Annotated in this window: 14 protein-coding genes; 9 read left to right on the top strand and 5 right to left on the bottom strand. The window is 71.7% G+C overall.

Features of this window, described 5'->3' with window-relative positions; genetic code table 11:
• Positions 1 to 2: 2 nt before the first annotated feature.
• From GA0070562_RS05560 to GA0070562_RS05545, 4 genes are all read right to left on the bottom strand, one after another.
• Positions 3 to 737 carry a thioesterase II family protein gene (locus tag GA0070562_RS05560; RefSeq protein WP_091418355.1) on the bottom strand — a complete coding sequence of 245 codons (735 nt, stop codon included), beginning with the start codon at positions 735 to 737 and terminating at the stop codon, positions 3 to 5.
• 17 nt (positions 738 to 754) lie between these two features.
• Entirely contained in the window at positions 755 to 1,942 is a 1,188-nt protein-coding gene (locus GA0070562_RS05555) for a cytochrome P450 (RefSeq protein WP_217493413.1), read from the bottom strand.
• 52 nt (positions 1,943 to 1,994) lie between these two features.
• A complete protein-coding gene (locus tag GA0070562_RS05550; RefSeq protein WP_217493412.1) occupies positions 1,995 to 3,809 on the bottom strand; it encodes a non-ribosomal peptide synthetase in 1,815 nt (604 codons plus the stop codon).
• A 74-nt stretch (positions 3,810 to 3,883) separates the two neighbouring features.
• A complete protein-coding gene (locus GA0070562_RS05545) occupies positions 3,884 to 4,105 on the bottom strand; it encodes an MbtH family protein (protein ID WP_091416312.1) in 222 nt (73 codons plus the stop codon).
• Between the two features lie 234 nt (positions 4,106 to 4,339).
• Here GA0070562_RS05545 and GA0070562_RS05540 point away from each other — a divergent pair, with 234 nt between their 5' ends.
• The 9 genes from GA0070562_RS05540 (at position 4,340) to GA0070562_RS05500 (ending at position 21,068) form a co-directional block, all read left to right on the top strand.
• Entirely contained in the window at positions 4,340 to 5,446 is a 1,107-nt protein-coding gene (locus GA0070562_RS05540) for a branched-chain amino acid aminotransferase (RefSeq protein WP_091416309.1), read from the top strand.
• A 73-nt stretch (positions 5,447 to 5,519) separates the two neighbouring features.
• Positions 5,520 to 7,538, top strand: a complete 2,019-nt coding sequence (locus GA0070562_RS05535; protein WP_175438649.1) for a SidA/IucD/PvdA family monooxygenase — start codon at positions 5,520 to 5,522, stop codon at positions 7,536 to 7,538.
• 71 nt (positions 7,539 to 7,609) lie between these two features.
• Positions 7,610 to 9,550 carry a helix-turn-helix domain-containing protein gene (locus GA0070562_RS05530; RefSeq protein WP_091416303.1) on the top strand — a complete coding sequence of 647 codons (1,941 nt, stop codon included), beginning with the start codon at positions 7,610 to 7,612 and terminating at the stop codon, positions 9,548 to 9,550.
• 66 nt (positions 9,551 to 9,616) lie between these two features.
• Positions 9,617 to 11,032 (top strand): DUF6002 family protein, encoded by a 1,416-nt coding sequence (locus GA0070562_RS05525; RefSeq protein ID WP_091416299.1) that lies wholly within the window; start codon positions 9,617 to 9,619, stop codon positions 11,030 to 11,032.
• The gene (locus GA0070562_RS05520; protein ID WP_091416296.1) at positions 11,026 to 12,174 is read left to right on the top strand and encodes a hypothetical protein; all 1,149 of its coding nucleotides are present in this window, start codon (positions 11,026 to 11,028) and stop codon (positions 12,172 to 12,174) included. The genes GA0070562_RS05525 and GA0070562_RS05520 overlap by 7 nt, the downstream gene beginning before the upstream one ends.
• Positions 12,159 to 13,052 (top strand): LLM class flavin-dependent oxidoreductase, encoded by an 894-nt coding sequence (locus tag GA0070562_RS05515; RefSeq protein ID WP_091416293.1) that lies wholly within the window; start codon positions 12,159 to 12,161, stop codon positions 13,050 to 13,052. The genes GA0070562_RS05520 and GA0070562_RS05515 overlap by 16 nt, the downstream gene beginning before the upstream one ends.
• Positions 13,053 to 13,055: 3 nt before the next feature.
• Positions 13,056 to 14,888, top strand: a complete 1,833-nt coding sequence (gene asnB, locus GA0070562_RS05510; protein WP_091416290.1) for an asparagine synthase (glutamine-hydrolyzing) — start codon at positions 13,056 to 13,058, stop codon at positions 14,886 to 14,888.
• 60 nt (positions 14,889 to 14,948) lie between these two features.
• Entirely contained in the window at positions 14,949 to 19,808 is a 4,860-nt protein-coding gene (locus GA0070562_RS05505) for a non-ribosomal peptide synthetase (RefSeq protein WP_091416287.1), read from the top strand.
• A 33-nt stretch (positions 19,809 to 19,841) separates the two neighbouring features.
• Entirely contained in the window at positions 19,842 to 21,068 is a 1,227-nt protein-coding gene (locus GA0070562_RS05500; protein ID WP_091416284.1) for an MFS transporter, read from the top strand.
• Here the strand turns inward: GA0070562_RS05500 and GA0070562_RS05495 are convergent.
• Entirely contained in the window at positions 21,065 to 22,693 is a 1,629-nt protein-coding gene (locus tag GA0070562_RS05495) for a DUF885 family protein (protein WP_091416281.1), read from the bottom strand. The two genes, GA0070562_RS05500 and GA0070562_RS05495, sit on opposite strands and share 4 nt — an antisense overlap.
• Between the last annotated feature and the right edge of the window lie 230 nt (positions 22,694 to 22,923).

Here is a 22,923-nt window from a genome sequence, read left to right as displayed (position 1 = left end):
GGTCAGCCCGCGCGGCCCAGGCCGTCGCACATCAGCCGGAGCAGGTCCGGCGGCGCCTCGATGAACCTGTGGTGAGGGCCGGGCAGCAGCTCGAAGGTCGTCTCGCCGCAGGACGCCCACCCACCCATGGTGTCGTGGCGGATCTCCACGTCCTCGGTCCATCCGATCGCGGTGATCGGGCAGGTGAGCCGGAACGGATCGGGCACCACGTAACGCTTGTTGGTCTCCACGTCCTCCCGCAGCACCTCTACATAGAAGGAGATGAGGGCCGGATTCGGCTCCGCGCCCAGTTGCCGGCTCAGCGTGGCGAGCTCCTCGGCGAGTTCCTCGTCGGTCATCTGCAGGAAGCGGCCGAACGGACCGTCCTGGGGCGCCACCTGCGAGGAGATGTAGACCCGGGCGGGCTGCGGCAGCCCGGCCCGGATGATCTCCGACGACACCTCGTAGGCGGCCAGCGCCGAACCGCAGTGCCCGAAGAAGGCGTACGGCAGGTCGAGATACGGCTCGAGACCGGCGACCATCAGCTTCGCCAGCTCCTGGTAGGTCTCGAAGTTGGGCTCGGCCAGCCTGGTCTCGTGACCGGGCAGTTCCACCGGTAGCAGGTCGACCCCGTCGTGCTGCGGGGGCCATCTGCGGTACATGCTGGCACCACACCCCGAGTAGGGGATGAGGAACACCCGCCCGGACACACCGGCGGACGGTTCCCGGGGCAGCCACTTGTTCCGTTGATTGGGCATCGGCAGCACTCCAGGGGTCAACGTGGCCTGGCGACGATGGGTAGGTGCTTGTACCCGGAGATGAAGTTCGAGCGCAGCCGGGCCGGAGCACCCGCCGGCTCGAACGCGGTGAACCTGCGGAGCAGCTCGTCGAACAGGATCCGGAGGGTGACGCGCGCGACGTTGTGACCGACGCAGTAGTGCGGCCCGAGACCGAATGCGACGTGCCGGTTCGGCCTGCGCCGCAGCTGGAACTTCATCGGGTCCGGGAATGCCTTGGCGTCCCGGTTGACCGCGCCGAACCAGACCGCGACGGCGTCACCCGCCTTGATCTTCGTACCCCTGATCTCGGTGTCGGTGACCGCGTACCGCATGAAGTGGCTGACCGGCGACGCGAGCCGCAGCCCCTCCTCCACTGCGGTCGGCGTGACGCTCAGATCGGCCGCCCACTCGTCCAACAGGCCGTCACCCATGTGCTCGGCGAGCACGTAGGTCGGCGAATGCGGGGTCGTGACGGCCGCACCGAGCAACACGCTGTAACAGTTGGACATCACCTCGCCAGGCGACATCGGGCGCCCGTCGATCTCGGTCCGGATCAGCACGCTGATCAGGTCGTCACCGAGGTTCTTGCGGCGCTCGTGGGAGATGTCCTGGAAGTAGGCGAACAGTTCGCGGTGCGCGTTGTCCAGCGTCGCCTGGGTCCCACCCGGCAGCAGGTAGTCGGGGTCCTCCGGCGAGCTGGACGCGGTGAGGAGCGTCACCAGCCGGGGCCAGTCCGAGCGCGGCAACCCCATGGCCACTCCCCCGACCGCCACCGGCAGGAACAGCATCGCCTCGGCGAAGTCGAAGGGGCCGCCGTCAGCGAGCGGTTCGAGCACCTCGAGCACAAGGCCACGGATCATCTCCTGCTGGCGCTCGATCGGCCGGATCGCGAGCGCCTTCTGCAGGGAGCCGCGCATGATCGTGTGCCGTGGCGGATCGGTGGCGGGCAGTTGCCGGCCGCCCGCCGGGTCCTCCACGCCGAGCATGCACAGCATCGTGCCGCGCTCCGAGGTGAACGTCTCCGGGTCGTGCAGGACCCGGTGGGCGTCGTCGAATGTGACCACCGACCAGAAGCCCCGCCGGTCGTCCACCTGCCGCCAGGCGAGGCCGTCGAGGCCACGCATCTCCTCCCAGACCGCACGGTAGTCCCCGTCGCTGTACAGCACGGGATCCTCGACGGCCATCGCAGCCGAGGTCACCGGGCACCGGGATGCACGGTCCCCGTTCATGGTCTGGCTATCGCGCTCTCGCATCAGCCGCCGCCTCCAACGGTTCAGTCGGTTGGTCACCGATCTGCCGACGTAGTTCTTCGGCGAGATCGGCAATGGTCGGGCGCAGGAACAAGGTGCGGGCCGGCAGCTCGACGTCGAACTCCTCCTGCAGCGCCACGAGCAGTTCGGCGGCCAGCAGCGAATGCCCGTCCAGGTCGAAGAAGTTGTCGTGGATCCCGACCGGCTCGACCATCAGAGCGTCGCTCCAGATTTCGGCGAGCCTTCGCTCGGTGGGATCGGTCGGGCCCACGTAGTCGTTGGACACGTTGCGCGGCACCTTCGCACGCGGCAGGACCGACCGGTTGACCTTGCCGTTGCCGTTCAACGGGATGTCCGGCAGCACGATGATGGCCCACGGCACGAGGTGGGCCGGCAGGGTTTCCCGTAGCTGCTCCCGCAGCGCGGTGCTGAACGCGTTCCAATGGGCCTTCGGCATCTGGCCCACCGCGACGTAGGCGACCAGTCGGGAGTCGCCGGCGCCGTCGGTGTGTGCCAGCGCGGCGGCCTGCTCGACGCCGGGTTGCCGGAGCAACTCCATCTCCACGGTGCTCGGCTCGACGCGGTAGCCACGAATCTTCACCTGCCGGTCCACCCGGCCGAGGAAGTCGAGTGTCCCGTCGTCGATCCACCGGACCAGGTCCCCGGTCCGGTACATCCGCCCACCGGGACGCGCCGGGTCGAGATCCGCCACGAACGACTCGGCCGTGGCGCCGGGCTTGTTCAGGTAGCCGGTGGCGACGCCGTCGCCGCCGACCCAGAGCTCGCCGACCTCGCCGGGCGGCACCGGCCGCATCGCGTCGTCGAGGACCGCGACGGTGGTGCCGTCGATCGGCGTCCCGATCGGCACCCGTGGCAGGTCGCCGGCGCCGCCGACGGGGGTCCAGCACGTGGTGAACGTGGTGTTCTCGGTGGGACCATAGCCGTTGGTGAAGATCAGGCGCGGGTACCTGCTGAGCACGCGCTGGACGTGTGCAGGCGACAGGACGTCGCCGCCCGCCAGGAGGTGCCGGACCCCGGCGAGGCTGTCGAGCTGGTGGGTGGCCATCTTGTGGAACAGCCCGGTGGTCAGCCACAGCACGCTGACCTTCTCCGCGCGGATCAGCTCGCCGATCTCGGCCAGGTCGGCGAAACCCGGCGGGGCGAGCGCCAGCCGGTTCCCCTTGACCAGCGGCATCCAGATCTCGAACGTCGAGACGTCGAAGCCGACCCTGGTCAACTGCAGGAACACGTCCTCGTCCCGCACGCTGATCCAGCTCGGGTCGTCGATCAGCCGGTGGATCGCCCGGTGGGGAACCACGACGCCCTTCGGCTCGCCGGTCGATCCCGACGTGTAGCAGACATAGGCGGGGGTATCGGGTCCGACTTCCGGCGCGAGGACCGGTTCGGTCCGGCCGGCACGGGCATCCTCGTACCGCAACACGACCGGCACCTCGGGCGCCTGCTCCCAGGTGCCGCCGCCGGTGACGACCGCGAACCGTGCCCCCGAGTCCCGGACGATGCGGGCCCGTTGCTCCGCCAGGTCGGCCGGGTCCAGGTACAGGTACGCGCCACCCGCCTTGAGCACCGCCGTCAGGGTCACGATGAGTTCCGGCGACCGATGGAGTACGACGGCGACGACCGCGCCGCCGCGGACCCCGGCGTCGCGGATGCGCCCGGCCAGTTCATCCGAGGCGCTGTCGAGCTCGCGGTAGGTCATCGTCCGGCCGCGGTAGGAGACCGCGACCGCGTCGGGCGTCCGGGTGGCCTGCTCTGCCACCAGTTCGTGAACGCACCGTCGCATGGTCAGTGACTGTTCGATGTCCATCAAGGATCTATCACTCCTGACTCATGCCCGTCGGCCGGGAGGGTGTGCGATCACCGGCTGGCGGAGGTCGTGGCGGGGTCGTGCCGCGCGCTGCGCGGTCGCAGGTCGGTCCAGTGCCGCTCGATGTAGTCGACGCACGCCTGGCGGGAGTCCTCGCCGTGGACGACCGTCCAGCCCGCCGGCACGGAAAGCGTCGCGGGCCAGAGGGAGAACTGCTCCTCCTCGTTGACGAGCACCGAGAACTTTCCATCAGGGTTGTCGAACAGATTCATGCCGCCGACTCCTCAGCTCGAAGACCGGTACTGACCGACCGGTACCGAGAGCCCCGCCGGAATCGTGGCCGGCCGCGGAAACCATGCCGTGCGGACGACGGTACCGACGCGCCACGCGGCGGCCCTGTCCCTTCTTCCTGTGACAGCACAGTGATCGTGAGTGTCGATACGGTCACGTGGCGGTCCGCGCCTACGCAGGGACCAGCGTCCCGAGTGAGGAAGGTGAGCCGGTCCATGGTCGACTTCGAGATACGCCCGTCCGGGCAGCCCGTGCCGGAGGCGAGACGGAAGGCGATCCTGGCCGCGCCGGGATTCGGCCGGACCTTCACCGACCACATGGTCACGCTGCGCTGGTGCGCCGACCAGGGCTGGCACGACGGGCGGGTCGAGCCCTACGGTCCCTTCCTGCTCGATCCCGCGACGGCCGTCTTCCACTACGGCCAGGAGTGCTTCGAGGGTATGAAGGCCTACCGCCAGGCCAGCGGAGCGGTCGGGTTGTTCCGCCCCGAGGAGAACGCGGCGCGGTTCAACAGGTCGGCCGACCGGGTCGGCATGCCCCCGCTGCCGGAGGAGACCTTCGTGCACGCGCTCGAGCTGCTGGTGGGCCAGGACAGCGCGTGGGTGCCGGACGCCATCGGTACCAGTCTCTACCTGCGCCCGTTCATGATCGCCACCGAGCCGGCCCTCGGGTTCACCCTGCCGTCCGACAGCTACCTCTTCTGCGTCATCGCCTCACCGGTGACCGCGGCCTTCGATGCGGGAACCGCGCCCCGGCCGCTGACGGTGTGGTTGTCCAAGGACTACACCCGGGCGGCACCGGGCGGCACCGGGGCCGCCAAGACCGGCGGGAACTACGCCGCGGCGTTCAAGGCGACCCAGCAGGCGGTGGCGAACGGATGCGACCAGGTGGTCTGGCTGGACGCCCTCGAACACCGGTGGGTCGAGGAGATGGGCGGCATGAACCTGTTCTTCGTCTACGCGCCGGAGGGCGACGGTCGGCCACGGATCGTCACCCCGCCACTGACCGGAACCCTGCTGCCGGGGGTGACCCGTGACTCTCTGCTGACCCTGGCGCCCCAGCTCGGCCTCGCCGCGGAGGAACGCCGGATCTCCGTCGACCAGTGGCGGCAGCAGTGCGCCACCGGTGAGATCACCGAGGTGTTCGCCTGCGGGACGGCGGCAGTGATCAGCCCGGTGGGTGCCGTCCGGAGCGCCGCCGGCGACTGGCCGGTCGGGGACGGCCGGCCGGGTCCGGTCACGCTGCGTCTTCGCGAGGAGCTGCTGGGCATCCAACACGGCAATCGTCCCGACCCCTTCTCCTGGGTCCGCAAAGCCTGCTGACCGCAGCGACGGACCGATGGGCCGCGGGAGCCGTCGTTCCCGGGAGCGAACTTCGACGCTGGGAGGTACCGCCTTGAGGAATGATCCAGCGCCCGACGCGCGGAGCAGCGAGCCGGGCAGTGAGCAGAATCCGTACGATCTGATCGGCGTCGGCTTCGGGCCGTCCAACCTCGCGCTCGCCATCGCGGCCGAGGAGCTCGACGGCGAACGGACGTGCCTGTTCTTCGAACGCAGCCCTTCCCTGCAATGGCACCCGGGAATGCTGCTCGAGGGCTCCCGCATGCAGATCTCGTTCCTGAAGGACCTGGTGTCGCTGCGCAATCCGGCCAGCCCGTACACCTTCCTCCAGTACGCCAAGGCCAAGGACCGCCTGGAGCGGTTCGTCAACCTCAGCGAGTTCCGGCCGACCAGGCTGGAGTACCAGGACTACCTGCGCTGGGTCGCGGAGTTCTTCGCCGGCCAGGTCCGCTACCACACCGAGGTCACGAGGGTCTCGCCGGTCCGGCGGCCGGGAGAGGACGTGCACCGGCTGTTCCGGGTGGAGGCGCGCGACATCCGAACCGGGGAGACGACGGTCCACCACGCGGCGAATGTCGTGCACGCCGCCGGCGGACGGCCCCGCCTACCCCCAGGGGGAGTGTGCGCCAGCCCGGCCGTCATCCACTCCAGTGACTTCCTGCCGCATTTTCCCGAACGGTTCGCCGACCGGTCGCGGCCCTACGAGTTCGCTGTCGCGGGCGACGGGCAGAGCGCCGGCGAGGTCGCGTTGTACCTGATGCGCACGTATCCCGAAAGCCGCGTGCACCTCTTCCTGTCCGGCCAGGCGCTGCGGGCGACCGACAACAGCCCGTTCGTCAACGAACAGTTCTTCGAGAGCAGCGCGAACGCCTTTTCCGCCCGGCCCCGGGACGAGCGGACCGCGCTGCGGGCAGAGCTGCGCAACACGAACTACGGCGTGGTCGAGGCCGGAACCCTCGACGACCTCTACCGGACGGTGTACGACGACGAGGTCCGCGGACGCCACCGGCTGATCGTCCACCCGGCGACAAGGGTCGTCGCCGTGCGGGAGGGCGACGAGGGTCCGCTGGTCGCGATCCTCGATCGTCGCAGCGGCGCGGAGGGCGAAATCCGGTGCGACGGGGTGGTGCTGGCCACCGGCTACGTCCGGGCCCTGGACGAGTCGATCTTCAGCGAGCTGACGCCCTTCCTGCGGACCGAGAGCGACAAGCTGCTGCTGTCGGGCTACCGGGTGCGCACCACCGCGGAGGTGGCAGGCGGGTTCTACGTCCAGGGCTACGGCGAGCAGCACTTCGGACTCGGTGACACCCTGCTGTCGCTGCTCCCGTTCCGCTCCCGGCAGATCTTCACCGACATCTGCCGGCGGACCCCGCCGCCCCGACAGGCGGTAGCGGTGTCCGACGCGTCGGCGTACCCGCCACCGCACTACCTCGAGCACGACCCGGAGAAGCTCTACGCGGTGATGGAACGCTTCAACTTCGCCACGGTGATCTCTGCCCGGGCCGCCGAGGACCCGGTCGTGACGCACGTGCCGCTCACGCTCGACCGGTCGCGCGGCGCACACGGCGTGCTCTTCGGGCATCTGGACCGAGCCAACCCCCACGCGCAGCTGATCGACGGCAAGCAGGTGACCGTGGTGTTCCACGGACCGAACACCTACCTGTCGCCGTACGCGCTCGAGACCGACGCGCTCCCCACCTGGAACTCGATGAACGTCCACGTGGGCGGCCGGGGCCGGCTGCTCGCCGACCGGGCCGCGCTGGTGACCGGGCTCTCCGGGATCTGCGAGAAGTCGGACCCCGGCGTGGACTCCTACCGGCTGGATCCGGACGACCCGCGCATCGACCGGCTCGTCGACTACGTCGTGGGCTTCGAGATCGAGATCCAGGCTCTGGTCGGGCGGTTCAAGCTCTCCCAGGAACTCGACGACCGGAACCGGCGGCTGGCCGCGTCCGCGCTCATGGCCACCGCGCGACGCGACGAGAGCGAGGTGATCGGGAAGGTCTTCGGGATGAGTCCGGTCAACGGCCGGCAGAACGGCTCGTCCGCGCTGTGGAGTGCCCACTCACGCTGACTCGACCCGGCCGACGGGCCTGCGCGAAGACCGACGATGCGACCGACCGACACCGATTGCGGAGGACGGCAATGCGGGAGGAACAGACCTCGTGGAACCTCGATCGCGGACGGGTGATCTCGGCGCTGCGCGAGGCCAGATCCGGCAGGGGGACGATCCTGCTCTACGAGGGCGCACCGGAGACCGGGAAGACGTGGGTGCTCGACGAGGCGCTCCGGCTCGCGGCGGATGCCGGTTTCACGACCGTCCGGGTCCGCGTGGAGGACGAGCCGGTCGCGGACCCGGCCTCCGGCCGGGACCTGACCGCCGTCGTGATCGACGACGTGCACCGCGCCTCGCCGACGGTCGCCCGGACGCTCCGGTCGCTCACCGCCGCCGAACGACCGGTCCTCTGGGTGCTGGCTCGCGAGTCCGGGGCCGGCTGTTCCGAGGTCGAGCGCCTCTGTCGGGCGATCCGGGCACGGAGTGACACGGGCGGGGAACTCGTCCCGTGGACGGAGGACGAGACCAACGGCTACCTCACCGAGCGGTTGCACGCGACACCGGACCCCGCGCTGACCCGCCTCGCCGGCACCGCCGGCGGCAACCCAGCGCTGCTCGAGACGCTCGTCGACGGCCTGTCGGAGGAGGAGTTCGTCGAGGTCAGCGACGGACGCGCACGGTTGGTCAGGTCAGGGCTGCCTGACCGCGTGCTGCGCTCGGTGCGGGAGCGCCTGCTGCGCACCTGCCGCGAGCAGTTGGTACGTGACGCGATCACCCAGCTCACCGACGCCGCGCTTCCGGCCGGGGACCACGTCGGCGTCGTCGGTCGGCCGCAGGAGACGGTGACCCGCGCGACCCGCGCCTGGCGCTGCGGCGCCCTGTCCCGTGGACTGCGACTCGCCCAGCAGACGATCTCGGAGAGCCGTCGTCTGGCCGGCCAGGGCGCCGCGACCGACGTCGAGTTCGCCGCGGCCGTCCTGCTCGCCGACGCATCGCGGTTCGACCAGTGCGACGAGGTCCTGGAGGCCATCCGTGCGCGGATGACGCGCGCCGGCCGCACCGGATGGGAGGGGCGGTGGTCGGGGGCCAGAGCCCACTGCCTGATGCGGGCCGGCCGGCTCGGCGCCGCGGTGTCGGCCCTGGACAGTCGTCCGGTCGCCGAGCTGGCCCCGTCAGAGCTGGTGATACACGCGCTCGCCGCCCTCCGGGACGGCGACGTGGCGAAATCGGCGCGGTACGTCCGTCGCGCCAAGCTGGCCGGCGGTCGTCCGGCGGAGTACGGGTGGGTGGCGCTGCAGCTCGCGGAGGCCCAGCACGGCCCGGAGCACGCCCGGTCCCTCCTCGCCGAGACGTACGGCACCGACCTGCGGCTTCGAGATCTGCTCGTGCACGAGCCGGCGGCGGCGCCGTTCATCGTGCGCGCCGCGCTGGCCTGCGACGAGCGCTCCACCGCTCAGTGGGTGTGCCGACTGATCAGTGACCTGGCGGACGGCCACTTTCCCGCCTTCCGCGCGGCCGAGGCCCATGCGCACGGCCTGCTCCATCAGGACCCGGGACAGCTCTCGCGGGCGCGACGGCTGTACCCGGACATCTGGTCGCGCGCCCGGGTGGCCGAGGACATCGCCGACCTCGCGCACGACGCGGCCGGCGGCGGACAGTCACGGGCGCGGCTGCGGACGACCGGCGCGCTCCAGGAGGCGCTCTCGCTGTACTCGGAGGCGGCTGCCGCACGGGACTTCGCCCGGGTACGCAGCAGACTGCGGTCGGTCGGCGTCTACGACACCTACGCCCGCTTCGGTGGCGCCTCCGGTACCACCTTCGTCGACCTCACGAGCCAGCAGGAACGCATCGTCCGGCTGGTCGCCGACGGCCTGACCAACCAACAGATCGCCGACCAGATGTTTGTCAGCTCGCACACTGTGAACTTCCACCTCAGGAGCATCTTCCGCAAGATCGGCGTCAATTCCCGGGTCGAGCTGGCCGCGAGGTACAAGTCGTGGGCGACCACCTCGATGCCGCGGTCGGGTTGACACCCATCCAGCACCGGCTCGCCCGCCGGATCAGCGCACCAACGCCAGGACCAGAGGAGTGTCGTCATGTCGCGTACCGATCGGTCGGCTGTCGGAGTCGTTCCGGCCACGCCGGCAGTCCAGACCGGAAATCTCGTCACCGACTTCTACGACGACATCCGGAGGCTCTCGGCGGCGACGTGGCCGGCCCCGGTACGCGACGACCGGACACGGTTCACCGTGGGCGGAGCGCTGCCCGACCTGACCCCGGCCGTTCGCCGCTACCTGGAGGCGGCCGAGGTGTCCTGGCACGAGATGGGGTACTACCGGGACCACCGGTTGGTGCTGCTCAACCTCGCGCGCAACCCGGGGACCAACACGACGAAGACTTTCGCGTCGTTGCTGATCGTCGCCCGTGCGGCCGAGTTCATCCGGCGGTACGGCGAACCGGTGGTGATCTTCTCGCCGACGTCGGCGAACAAGGGCACCGCGCTGCGGGACGCGCTCGCCCGAGCGCTGTCCTGCGGTCTGGTGGAGCCGGAGCAGCTCCGTGTGGTCGTCCTGGCGCCGGCGGCGAACGCCGCCAAGCTGCGCGCGAATGCGTTGTCCGCGGACCGCCGGCTGGCTCGGCTGAACCCCGTGCTGACCTCCGACGACCCGGTCGCGGAGACCGTCAAGGCGCTCGGCCGGCGCTTCGTCGACGACTACGCCGACAAGGTGCACCGGGAGCACGGCAGTCACCTCTGGTATTCCCTCGACCTGGACAACTACCTGATCGCGGACGTCGGTCGCGCACTGTTCGAACACGCCGTGGCGCCGGTCGACGCCGCCGACCGGCCGCGCACCCACGCGCACGCGGTCTCGAGCGCCTTCGGCCTACTGGGCTACCACCTCGGCCGCGACATGCTGGAGCGCGACGGCCGGTCGGACCCGACGCGGCGGCCGCACAGCCTGCTCGTGCAGCACCTCGGCACGCCGGACATGGTGCTGCACCTGCGATACGGCGACTTCGACCGCGACCGCGTTCCGCAGTATCGACCGGACCCCGTCACCGGCCGTCTCCAGCAGCGGCACGACCCGCACTTCCCGCTGCTCACGACCGATCCGGGCGAGGTCCTCGACCCGACCTTCTACACCCGACGGCCCACGACGGCGGACCGGATGACGGACATCATCAAGCGGCACGGCGGGGACGGGATCGTCGTGTCCGGCCTGGAGTGCGCCCAGCGGTACGCGCAAGCGGCGCCGCTGCTCGCCGACGCCGGTTTCCGCGTACCGGAGGACCCCGCCACGGTGCGCGAGTGGTCGCTCATGATGGCCCTCACCGGCGTCCTCAACGGCATCGACCGCGGCCTGGTCGATCCGGCCCACGACCTGGTGGTGCACGGTTCGGGCTGGTACACCGACGAGGACGTCAGAGCACTGACCGGTAGCGAGCTGACGCCCGTGTCGTCGGCTGACGACATCTTCCGGGCCGTGTCCGCCGGGAGCCGTTCTTGCTGATCCGACGCTCGGTCCTCGCGCGGCCGGTCTTCGCCTGGCGGACCAGCACCCGGCCGGGGCTGGTTCGGCTCAGGTCGAGCTGGGACGACATCCGGCTCCGCCGCGCCACGTCCGTCCGGTCCACGGTCGACGGCCCACTCACCCTCGGATACCTCGGCCTCCCGGAGGGGACCAGTCATGTGATGCCGTTCCTGGAGGAGCAGGCGGCCCGCGGTGGGCCGGTCCTGCGGCGGAGCACGCGGACGGTGCCGTGGGCCGAGGCGCTGGCGCCCGCCGACGTCGACCTCATGGCCATCGGCGCGCCGCCCGCCCGCGTCCGGCCGCTCTTGTCGGCCCGCGACCTGCTCCTTCCCTTCCGGGTCGAACTCGTTGTGCCAGTCGTGCCGGACGTGGCGGCCATGCGCGCCCGTGTGTCGAGGAAGGAGCGGCAGCGCGTCGCGCGCCAGCGGCGTGACCTCGGGTGGAAGCTCGAACACACCGCCGCCGCCGAGGACTTCCAGTGGTTCTACGACCACGTGCACCTACCGACGATGCGGCGGCGGCACGGCCCCGCGACCCGCAGCCTGGAACGCGACATCGCGCTCCAGTGCGTGTTCCGACGGGGTTTCCTGTTCTTCCTCACCGATGAGCACGAACGCGTCGCGGGAATGCTGTGTCTCTTCGACCGGCGGACCCGCACGCTCACCCTCCGGCTGGCCGGAGTGACGCACGGCGCCCCGGCCCACTACGCCACCGGCGCGTTCGCGGCACTGTACGTGCTGATCCTGGAGTGGGCGGCCGTACACGACGTCCGGGCGGTGAACCTGTCCGGATGTGAACCGTTCCTCAGCAAGGGGATCTTCCAGTTCAAGCGGAAGCTGCACCCGCAGGTGGTCCGGCCAGCCGACCACTTCGGGGCCAAGCGGCTCCTGCTGCGGGTGGTCCGGGACACGCCGCGGGTACGGGACTTCCTGGTGGCCAACCCGGTCATCGCCGAGGCCCCCGGCGGCGGGCTGGAAGCCGTCTACTTCCACGACGACCGACGGGCGGCGCGCCTCGACCTCCGCTGGGAGGGCACCGGCCTGCGCGGCGCCCGGCTGACGCACCTGGACTCGTTCCTGCGGTCCACGTCCGGCGGGGGGACACCATTCGTATCGGCGTGATGATCCTGCCCGCGATCGGGTGGCGGGAGGCACAGCAGTGCTGGCGGCTGGTGGACGAGCTGGGCTTTGCGCACGCCTGGACCTACGACCACATCGCGTGGCGCGACCTGATCGGGCGACCGTGGTACGCGGCGGTGCCCACGCTCGCCGCCGCCGCGCAGTGCACCCGGCGGATCCAACTCGGCACGCTGGTCGCGTCCCCGAACTTCCGCCATCCGGTGCCCTTCGCCAAGGAGGCACTCACCCTGTCGGAGATCTCCGGCGGCCGCTTCGTGCTCGGCCTGGGCGCGGGGGGCTCCGGCGTCGACGCGGAGGTGCTCGGCTCGCCGCCGTGGTCACCGGCCGAGCGCCGCGAGCGGTTCGTGGAGTTCGTCGAGGTCGTCGATCAGCTGCTCCGCGAGCCGTGTACGACCTACGCGGGCCGGTTCTACTCCGCGCGCCGGGCATGGATCGACCCGGACGGAGGGGCGCGCGCCAGAATGCCGGTGATGATCGCCGGCAGCGGTCCCACCGGGATGCGCCTCGCGGCTCGCCACGGCGACGGCTGGGTGACCCACGGTGTGGCCGCGCAACGGGGGCGCGTGGCTCCGGAGGCGACACCCGAGACGGTCCGCAGGCAGCTCGACGCCGTCGCGCGGATCTGCGCCGAGGAGGGCCGGGACCCGGCCACGTTGCGGAAGCTGGTGTTGAACGTCAATCGCACGCACTCGCCGCTCGCCTCAGTCGGTGCGTTCACCGAGACGGTCGAGCGCTACGCGCGGATCGGCGTGACGGACCTGATCGTGCCGTTCCCGAGGAGCGAGGCGCCGTACCAGGGGGACGTGCGTGTGCTGGAGCAGATCGCGGCGGACGTGCTGCCCGCGTTGACGGAGGACTGACCGATGTGCGGAATCGCCGGTTGGGTGGACTTCACCCGCGATCTGTCCACCCAGGACGTCCTCGTCGGCGCGATGACCGGCGTCCTCGCGCCTCGCGGGCCGGACGACGGAGGCCTCTGGCTGTCCCGGCGCGCCGCCGTCGGTCACCGCCGGCTCGCGGTGATCGACGCCGCGGGTGGCACCCAGCCCATGGTGACCACCCGGTCACCCGGCGGCGAGCCGATCGTGCTGACCTACAGCGGGGAGATCTACAACTTCCGGGAGCTGCGGGCCGAACTCCTCACGCGGGGGCACCGGCTACGCACCCGGTCAGACACCGAGGTGCTGCTGCGCGCGTACGTGGAGTGGGGTTCGTCGGCCGTCGACCGCATGGTGGGCATGTTCGCGTTCGCCGTGTGGGACGGTGACCGCCGGGAGCTGTTCTTGGCACGCGACCGCCTCGGCGTGAAGCCGCTGTACTACCACCGCTACCCGGGGGGCCTGCTGTTCGGATCCGAGCCGAAGGCGATCCTCGCCAACCCGCTGTTCACCGCCCGGACGAGCGAGGACGCGTTACCGATGCTGTTCAACTCCCGGCTCACCCCGCTGGGCCGGACCCCGCTGCTGGGGCTGTCCGAGGTGCGGCCCGGGCACGTGCTGCGGTTCACGCCGGACGGGGTCACCGAGTCGCGGTACTGGGCGTTGCACAGCCACGAGCACACCGACGACCTCGACAAGACGGTGTCGACCGTGCGTGAACTGCTCGAACACATCGTCGCCGAGCAGCTGGTCTCCGACGTGCCGCTGGGCGCGTTGCTCTCCGGCGGCCTGGACTCGTCCGTGGTGGCGGCGCTCGCGGCCGGGCACCTGCGAGAGAGCGGCGCTGGACCACTGGCGACGTACTCGGTCGACTTCACCGACGCCGAATCGCACTTCCGGCCGACCACGCTGCGGCCGGATCGGGACAGCCCGTTCGCCACGCTGGCTGCCGCGCACCTCGGCGTCGACCACCGTGAGGTGATCGTGGACGACGAGCAGATGCGCGCCGCCCTTCCGGTCGCCCGACGCGCACGCGACCTGCCGAGCCTCGGCCAGTTCGACGCGTCGATGCTGGAACTCTTCCGTTCGGTACGCCGGACCTCGACTGTCGCGTTGTCCGGCGAGGCGGCGGACGAGGTGTTCGGCGGCTACCCGTGGTTCCACGAGCCGGACGCGGTCTGGGCGGACACGTTCCCCTGGCTGGGAGACGGGGTACGGCTGACCGACTTTCTCGCGCCGGACGTGCGGGCCCGGATCCGGCCCCGGGAGCAGGAGCGTGACCTCTACCGGACGCTGCTCGCCGAGGTGCCCGGCCTGCCCGGGGAGTCCCGCCTCGGTGCGCGGATGCGGGAGGCGCTGTATCTCAGCATGCAGGCCCCGCTCTCCCTGCTCCTCGACCGGAAGGATCGGATGAGCATGGCCGTGGGGCTGGAGGTGCGGGTGCCGTTCTGCGACCACCGGCTGGTCGAGTACCTGTGGAACGTCCCGTGGGAGATGAAGACGGCCGACGGCCGGGAGAAGAGCCTGCTGCGGATGGCATTCGCCGACCGGCTGCCGCCCGGGGTGTCGAACCGGCCCAAGAGCGCCTACCCGGCGTCGTTCTCGCCAGGCTACGCGGCGGAGGTGACCGCCGGTGTGCGGGCGCTGGCCGGCGACCCGGCGTCGCCCCTGGCCGAGGTCCTGGACCGGCGGCGGCTCGCGGACATGATCGCGGCCGCGGACCGTCCGACCCTGACGCACGCCAACCACGCCCACGTCCTGATCCCGCTGCTGGAGGTCGACCGGTGGATGCGCGACCTGCGCGTCAGCCTGTGCTGACGTCGCGACCGTGGGAGCGAACCGGGCCAAGACCGCCCGGACGGTGCGAAGGAGGAACCGATGTCCGACCGTCATGACGCCACCGGAGCGCCGTCCGGGACGGATCCACGAATCGATCTCGTCAGGTCGATTTTCGCCGCGGTGCTCGACAAACCGACGGTGGCCCCGGACGACAACTTCTTCGAGCTCGGCGGCGAGTCACTGCTGGCGTCCCGCCTGCTCACCCGGCTCCAGGCGACGTTCGGCGCCCAGCTCACCCCGCGGCAGTTCTTCACCGCGCCGACCCCGGCCGACGTGGTGAGCCGGCTCGACTCGTACCGGGCCAGCCGTCCCCCGATCCGGCGGCGTGACCGTCCGGAGCGGATCCCGCTGTCGTTCGCGCAACAGCGACAGTGGTTGCTCAACCAGGTCGCCGGCGGTGGATGCGGCTACAACACGCCCCTGGCGTTGTGGCTGTCGGGTGAGCTCGACGTCGAGGCGCTGCGGTACGCGGTACGCGACGTCATCGCCCGGCATGAGCCGCTGCGGACCGTCTTCCCGGCGGAGGCGGGCACACCGCGGCAACAGATCCTGGACGTACCGGACGCGGCGACCGCCGTACCGGTCATCCCGCTCGACCCGGGCGAGGCCCGGGCGACCATCCGGCGGTACGCGGCCGAAGGGTTCGACCTGACCCGGGACGCGCCGCTGCGCACGTACCTGTTCGTCCTCGGCCCCACCGAACACGTGCTCCTGCTGGCCCTGCACCACGTCGCGGTCGACGGCTGGTCGTTCGCCGCGTTGCGGCGTGACCTGTCCACCGCCTACCTGGCCCGGTCGGCCGGCAGCGCGCCGGCGTGGCCGGACCTGCCCGTGCGGTACACGGACTACGCGCAGTGGCAACGGGAGCTGGCCGACCGCGACGAGGGTTCCCTGCTGGCCGCCCAGCTGGACCACTGGCGGACGGCGCTCGAGGGCCTACCCGAGCGGCTCACCCTGCCGACGGACCGTCCTCGCCCGGCGGTCGCCGGCTACGAAGGGGGCCGGGTCCGTCTGGACCTCGACGCCGGCCTGCACCGGCGGCTCGTCGATCTCGCGCGGGAGCACCAGGCCACGCTGTTCATGGTCCTGCAGGCGGGCGTCACGGCGCTGTTGACCAGGCTGGGCTCCGGCACGGACGTACCGCTCGGCGCGCCCGTTGCCGGACGTATGGACGCGGCCCTCGACGACCTCGTCGGCTTCTTCGTCAACACGCTCGTGCTGCGCACCGACACCGGTGGCGACCCGTCCTTCCACGAGTTGATCCAGCGGGTCCGGACGGCCGACCTCGCCGCTTTCGACGCGGCGGACGTGCCGTTCGAGCACGTGGTCGAGGCGGTCAACCCGGCCCGCTCGCTCGGCGTGCACCCGCTCTTCCAGGTGCTGTTCCTGATGGACACGAACGTCGAGCCCGCGCTGGATGCCCCGGACGTCACGAGCCGCTTCGAGACGGTCGACATCGGGACGTCCCGGTTCGAGCTGGCGTTCACCTTCCGGGAACGGCGGTCGACCGACGGCCGGCCGGGTGGTGTGGACGGGCTGGTGGAGTACGCGGCCGACGTGTACGACCACAGCACCGTCGAGGCCATGGCCGGGTATCTGCACCGGCTTCTCGACCAGGCCGCGGCGGACCCCGACCTGCCCCTGTCCCGGTACGAGCTGCTCTCCGCGGCCGGCCGGTCCCGGGTGCTGACCGAATGGAACGACTCCACTCGTTCCCTGCCGCCCGGCGATCTCGTCACCTGGCTGGAGGACCAGGCCGAACGGACGCCCTCGGCGGTCGCCGTGGTCACGGACACGGTCAGCGTCCCGTACGCCGAGCTGCACGCCAGGGCGAACCGGCTGGCCAGGGAACTGACCCGGCGTGGTGCGGGGCCCGAGCAGGTCGTCGCCGTGCTCCTCGGCCGCTCCGTGGACCTGCTGGTCGCGATGCTGGCCGTCGTGAAGGTGGGCGCGGTCTACCTCCCGGTGGACCCGGACCTTCCCGACGACCGGGCCGGCTTCATGATCCGGGATGCGGGGGCGGTGGTCGTGGTGACGACCGGCGCGCACCGGCACCGTACGCCCACCGCCCTGATCCTCGACGACCCGCTCGACGCCGCACGGATCGACCGGCAGCCCTCGACGACGCTCACCCGGACCGAGCGGCGGATCGAGGGCCCTTCCGCTGCCGCCTACGTCATCTACACGTCCGGCTCGACCGGCGTGCCCAAGGGCGTCGTCATGCCCGCGGCCGGGCTGCTGAACATGGTGGCCTGGCAGGCGGACGGCGGCGCCGGAGATCCGGGAGGTGTCACCGCCCACCTGGCCAGTCTCGGCTTCGACGTGTCCCTCCAGGAGACCCTGGCCACGCTCGCCTGCGGTGGCGCGGTGGCGATACCCGACCCGGAGGTCCGGACCGATCCGGCCCGGCTGGTGCACTGGCTCGACCGGCACCGGATCAGCATGATCATCGCGCCGACGCTGATGATCGACGGCATCTGCTCGGCCGCCGTGGCCGAGCACACCGAACTGCCGGCGCTGAGGGACATCGTGCAGGCGGGCTCACCGCTGACGGTGAGCGAGGACCTGCGTGCGGTGTACCGCGGCCGCGCCGACCGCCGGCTGATCAACCAGTACGGACCGACCGAGACCCACTGCGCGGCCTCGTTCCCCGTGCCCGGTCCGCTCGTGACGGGTAGCGCCGCCACCGCCGTGCCCATCGGCCGCCCCGTGTGGAACCAGCGCCTCTACCTGCTGGACGAGACGCTGCGCCCGGTGCCGCCCGGCGTCCTGGGCGAGGTCTACATCGGCGGCGCGGGCGTCGCACGCGGCTACCTGGCCAACCCGGTGCTCACCGCGACGCGCTTCCTGCCGGATCCCTTCGGCACACCCGGCGAGCGGATGTACCGGACCGGGGACCTGGCCCGCTGGAACAGCGACGGAACGGTGACGTTCGCCGGCCGCGCCGATCATCAGGTGAAGATCCGGGGATACCGGGTGGAACCCGGGGAGGTCGAAGCGGTCCTGCTCCGGCACTCCGACGTGGCGCAGGCGGTCGTGACCGCGGTCGAGGCGGCGCCGGGGGACCTCCGTCTCGTGGCGCACGTGGTGGGCGCGGACGCCGGCCGGCCGGACGTCGCGGGGCTGCGGCGCCACGTGTCCGAGGCCCTCCCCTCCTTCATGGTCCCGGCATCGTTCGTCGTGCTGGACCGCTTGCCGGAGAACGCCAACGGGAAGGTGGACCGGGCCGCGCTGCCCGCGCCGCGGTGGACCGCCACCGGCCGGGCGCCGCGCACCCCCCAGGAAGAGCTGTTGTGTCGCTTGGTCGCCGAGGTGCTGGGGCTCCCCGAGGTGGGTGTCGACGACGGGTTCTTCGACCTCGGTGGCCACTCGCTCCTGGCCAGCCAACTGGCCGGCCGGGTGCGCTCGGTGTTCGGCGTGGACCTGCCGGTGCGGGTGGTCTTCGACCGGCAGACGGTCGCGGGCATCGCCGGGGCCGTCGACGGGCTGACCGCCGGCCGGGCCCCGGCGCGGCCGACGCCCCGTCCGGAGCGGGTGCCGCTGTCCTTCGCGCAGCAACGGCTGTGGTTCGTGGAGCAGTTGGCGTCGTCGGTGAGCAGCGGCTCGGCGTACCACCTGCCGCTCGTGTTCACACTGGCCGGCGAACTCGACGTGGTCGCGCTGGAGGCGGCGATCGGTGACGTGATCGGCCGGCACGAGATCCTGCGTACGGTGATCCGGACCTGCGGTGACGAGCCGTACCAGGAGGTGCTCGACCCCGAGCCGTTCCGACTGGCCACGGCGCGGTGCGCGGAGGCGGACGTCCCCGCGGCGGTGGCGGCCGAGGTCGACCGGCCGTTCGACCTGCACGGCGGGCGGCTGTTGCGGGCCCGGCTCCTGCGGCTCGCCGCCGACCGGCACGTGCTGGTCGTCTGCCTGCACCACATCGCCACCGACGGCTGGTCGATGCGACCTCTGCTGCGGGACCTGTCCGCCGCCTACACCGCCCGGCGCGGCGGCAGCCCTCCGGACTGGGCGCCACTGCCCGTCCAGTACGCGGACTTCACGCTGTGGCAGCGGGAGCTGCTCGGCTCCGGCGGGAGCGGTGTCGCCGCGCAGGTGCGGTACTGGAGGGAGCGGTTGGCGGGTCTGCCGGAACAGATCGCGCTGCCCGTGGACCGACCGCGCCCCGCCGTACGCGGTCAGCGGGGCCGGACCTTCCACTTCGACCTGGACGCGGACCTGCACGAGGGGCTCACCCGGCTCGCCCACGCCGGGGGCGCCAGCCTGTTCATGGCCCTGCAGGTGACCCTCGCCGGCCTGCTCACCCGGCTCGGCTCGGGCACCGACATCCCCATCGGCGCTCCCATCGCGGGTCGCGGCGACGAGGCGTTCAGCGACCTCGTCGGTCTCTTCGTCAACACCCTGGTGCTGCGCACCGACACCAGCGGCAACCCGACCTTCGCCGAACTTCTGGCGCGGGTACGCGAGACCGATCTGGGCGCGTACGCCAACCAGGACGTGCCGTTCGAGCAACTGGTCGAGGTACTCAACCCGACCCGGTCGCTGAGCCACAACCCGCTGTTCCAGGTGGCGCTGGTCCTGCAGAACGCTGGCCAGGCCACCCTGGAGCTGCCCGGTGTGCAGGTGGCCGAGCAGCAGGCCGGGCTGCGCCACGCCAAGTTCGACCTCCTGTTCGCGTTCACCGAGCGGCGCGGCGACGGCGGCCGGCCCGAGGGCATGGACGGGCTGGTCGAGTACCCGACGGACATCTTCGACGAGGAGACCGTCACGGCGCTGACCCAACGGTTGATCCAGGTGATGCGTGCCGCGGTCGGCGATCCCGACCGGCGCCTGGACGGCGTCGACGTGATGCTCCCCGGTGAGCGGGAGAAACTGCTCGCCATGTTGGGTAGCTGACCCGGAGACTCGACGGGCGATCAGGAGGTGGCCGTGTCGGTAGCGGACAGGAGCGAGGTCGGGGCGGCCCGGAGGACCGGCCCGCCGGGCGGGCGGCTGCGGAGCAACCCGACCTGGTGGCGCTGGCTGGCGGCGGCGTCGCTGGCCAGATTGCCGCAGACGATGCTGCCGGTCGCCCTGGTGCTCACCGCCCACGCCTCGACCGGGTCGTTCGTCAGCAGCGGATTGCTCAGCGGGGCCAGCGCGATGACCTACGCGGTCTGCGCGCCCTGGCGGGGCCGGCAGATGGACCGGGCCACGCTACCCCGTGCGCTGGGCTGGTCGCTGCTCGGCTCGACGGCCGGCCTCGTCACCACGGCGATCGCGGCCGCCGCGGGAGCCCCCTTGGTGGTGCTCCTCGTCCTGGTGGTCGTGGCCGCCGCCAGTGGCGCGGGGGTGACCGGGGCGTACCGGTCACTGTTGCCGTACATCCTGCGTCCGGAGCAGCTCAAACAGGCCTACGCGATCGACGCGGTCGCCCTGCAGCTGGCGTGGATCGGTGGCCCGGCGCTGGCGTCCGTGGTGGCCGCCCTGGTCGGGCCACGGGCGTGCGTCGGCGCGGTGGCCGCCGTCCTTGCGTCGGGTGCGCTGCTCAGCTGGACGTTGCCGCGCCGGGCGGCCGCGAGCGCCACCCGGCGGTCCGGTCCGGCCCGCGCCATGCTGGCGCAGCTCTGGGTGCCGTTGCTGCTCAACGTGGGGATCGGCATCAACCTCGGCGCCCTCGACGTGGCGCTCCCGGCGCTGCTCGCCGGCCACGGCCGGCCGGCCACGAGCGGTGGCCTGGTGCTCGCGGGCATCTTCGCCACGAGCGCGGTCAGCGGTTCCATCTACGCCGCGCTGCCGGCCACCAACCCGCTGCGCAGCGCGCCCACCCGCACCGTGGCCTGGGTGCTGATCGCCGTCTACGGGCTGGTCACCGCGCTCGCCGCCGGGGCGCCCGCGCTGTGGCTCGCCATCGCCTGCCTGCTGGTCGCCGGGCTGGCCTTCGCGCCGGGTGACACCTCGGCCATGCTGCTGGTCCCCGAGCAGGTCGCGGAGGACCGGTTGGCGGAGGCGTTCGGATACTTCGCCGCGTTCGGCTACCTGGGTACCGCCGCGGCCAGTCCGGTCGCGGGGTGGCTCGTGACGCGGTTCGGCGCCGACACGGGTCTGCTCCTGGCCGGTCTCGCGCCACTGATCACCGCCGTGGTGGTGCCGATGGCTCGGCTCCGCAGGAGCTAGACCCCCGCCAGCAGGTCCGCCCGGTCGAGGTGGTCGCGCAGGCCGAGGAGTTCCCAGCGCTGCAACGCGAGCGGCACGTTGCCCTCGCGCCAGAGCCGGTCGTGGAACGCCTTCAGGTCGAACGCCGCGCCGTGGCGCCGCGCGCAGGTCGCCACGAGGTCGAGGACCTGCAGCTTGCCGACCTGATAGCTCAAGCCCTGACCGGGACTGCCGGCGAAGAACGCGGCCTCCTGCGCGGCGGTCGCCCGGTCCATGGGGACCGCTTCCGCGAGCACCTCCTCCGCCGCCTGCGGCGTCAGCTCGCCGAGCGCCAGCGCGACGTCGATGTCCGCTCGCAACGCTCGGAGCCGCTTCGCGTTGACGACGAAGTCGGCTCCGGGCGACCCGTCGTCGAACGCTCCCAGGGACAGCATCAGTTCTTCGTGGTAGAAGGCGATGCCCTCGTTCGGCGCGGAATCGTAGTAGCGACGGCGTGCCGGATTGTCGTGCCGCCATGACAGGGCGAGTTGGTGCGCGTGTACGCCCTCGTGCGCGAGCCCGGTGAGGGGGTCCCGGATCTCTGCCAGGTCGAAGTACGGCAGTTGCGGGCTCGGCGGCCGGACGTAGCGCACCGCGTCGTCGTCGGACCGGGACGGCGACGCCGGGTCGTGCGCCACCCCCAGCCACGTCAACGGCTCGAGGTACGCGGGCATGGGCGCCATCCGGTAGCGCCGCCGACCCGTCAACGGGCTCAGGAGGCCGTGCTCGGTGTGGAACCGCCGCAGAGCACGCTCGGCCGCGCGTTGCCGGCCGATCAGCTCGGCCAGATCGGGCAGCTCCCCACCGGCGGCGGCGTCGGTGCGGCGCGGCAGCGTCTCGGCCCACACCGCCCGGTTCCATTCCTGCCGGGCCATCCCCCGTACCTGCTCCGCCGAGTACGGCAGGAGCGCCACCTGGTGCAGGAAGAACGCGAACGCGTCCGCGCCGACGGATACGTCGTCGGTGTCGAACGGAGCCTGCCGGGCCAGCCAGTCCCGGTAGCCGGCCACCGCCCGCGCGGCGCCCGCGGTCGCGTCGGGCCACCGCCGGTCGGGCACCTCGGCGGCCAGCGCCGCCAGGGCGGAGCGCAACAGGTCGTCGGCCCGCCGGAGCACGGTGAGTGCACGCCGGGCGAACGGCCCGGCGATCGTGCCGGTGAGGTTCTCGCGTGCCTGCTCGAGCACGGCGGGCACGTTGCGCAGGTGGCGAACGATGGCGTCGACCCGCTCGGCGCCGAACGGCGGCGGCCGGAGCAGGAGGTTGTAGACGCACACCAGGCTCTGGTCGATGTAGAACGACGGGTCGCGTTGCCAGGCGCGTACCAGGTCCAGCTCCCACCGTACCCGCGCCAACGCCGAACCGAGCAGCCGCCTGTCCACCTGGGCACGCACGTCCGTCGGCGGCACGTCGATCCGGCGGTACCGGTCGGCGAAGCCCGCACCGGCCTCGCGTCGGGCGCGTACCGCCGCCGACGACCAGTCGGCCACCCAGTCCCGCGGCCGTTCCACCCGGGTGATGTCGTCGTAGGAGTCCGGTTGGGTCCGGGTGCGCCAGGCCCAGAATTCGGCGGCCAGCTCCGCCAGCGCGGGGGAAGAGGTGGTGTCCATGCCCGCTCACCGCCATGCCGGGAGACCCCGGATCGGGACCGACGATCGACAAGCGACCGTATCCGCTCGCCGGCGGGGCGGCAAGCGGAGGGCCACTGCCCGTGGTCTACCCATCTGAGTAGTTCTCCCGCCGCCGGGCACGTCCCTAGAGTCAGTTCCTGACCTCCGTCCGGGATGGGGAAGGTTCCGGCGCGGAGTGGCCTGGCGCCGAAGAGAAGGAGCCGAGTGTG

Source organism: Micromonospora tulbaghiae (genome assembly GCF_900091605.1).
GTDB classification, from domain to species: domain Bacteria; phylum Actinomycetota; class Actinomycetes; order Mycobacteriales; family Micromonosporaceae; genus Micromonospora; species Micromonospora tulbaghiae.
This window is presented reverse-complemented; position numbering and strand designations above follow the sequence as displayed.

Coding starts and splice junctions, on each gene's coding strand:
- GA0070562_RS05560 (WP_091418355.1), bottom strand. CDS start 737: ATGCCCAATCAACGGAACAAGTGGCTGCCCCGGGAACCGTCCGCCGGT.
- GA0070562_RS05545 (WP_091416312.1), bottom strand. CDS start 4,105: ATGAATCTGTTCGACAACCCTGATGGAAAGTTCTCGGTGCTCGTCAAC.
- asnB (WP_091416290.1), top strand. CDS start 13,056: ATGTGCGGAATCGCCGGTTGGGTGGACTTCACCCGCGATCTGTCCACC.
- GA0070562_RS05540 (WP_091416309.1), top strand. CDS start 4,340: ATGGTCGACTTCGAGATACGCCCGTCCGGGCAGCCCGTGCCGGAGGCG.
- GA0070562_RS05495 (WP_091416281.1), bottom strand. CDS start 22,693: ATGGACACCACCTCTTCCCCCGCGCTGGCGGAGCTGGCCGCCGAATTC.
- GA0070562_RS05505 (WP_091416287.1), top strand. CDS start 14,949: ATGTCCGACCGTCATGACGCCACCGGAGCGCCGTCCGGGACGGATCCA.
- GA0070562_RS05555 (WP_217493413.1), bottom strand. CDS start 1,942: ATGGCCGTCGAGGATCCCGTGCTGTACAGCGACGGGGACTACCGTGCG.
- GA0070562_RS05530 (WP_091416303.1), top strand. CDS start 7,610: ATGCGGGAGGAACAGACCTCGTGGAACCTCGATCGCGGACGGGTGATC.
- GA0070562_RS05550 (WP_217493412.1), bottom strand. CDS start 3,809: ATGCGACGGTGCGTTCACGAACTGGTGGCAGAGCAGGCCACCCGGACG.
- GA0070562_RS05525 (WP_091416299.1), top strand. CDS start 9,617: ATGTCGCGTACCGATCGGTCGGCTGTCGGAGTCGTTCCGGCCACGCCG.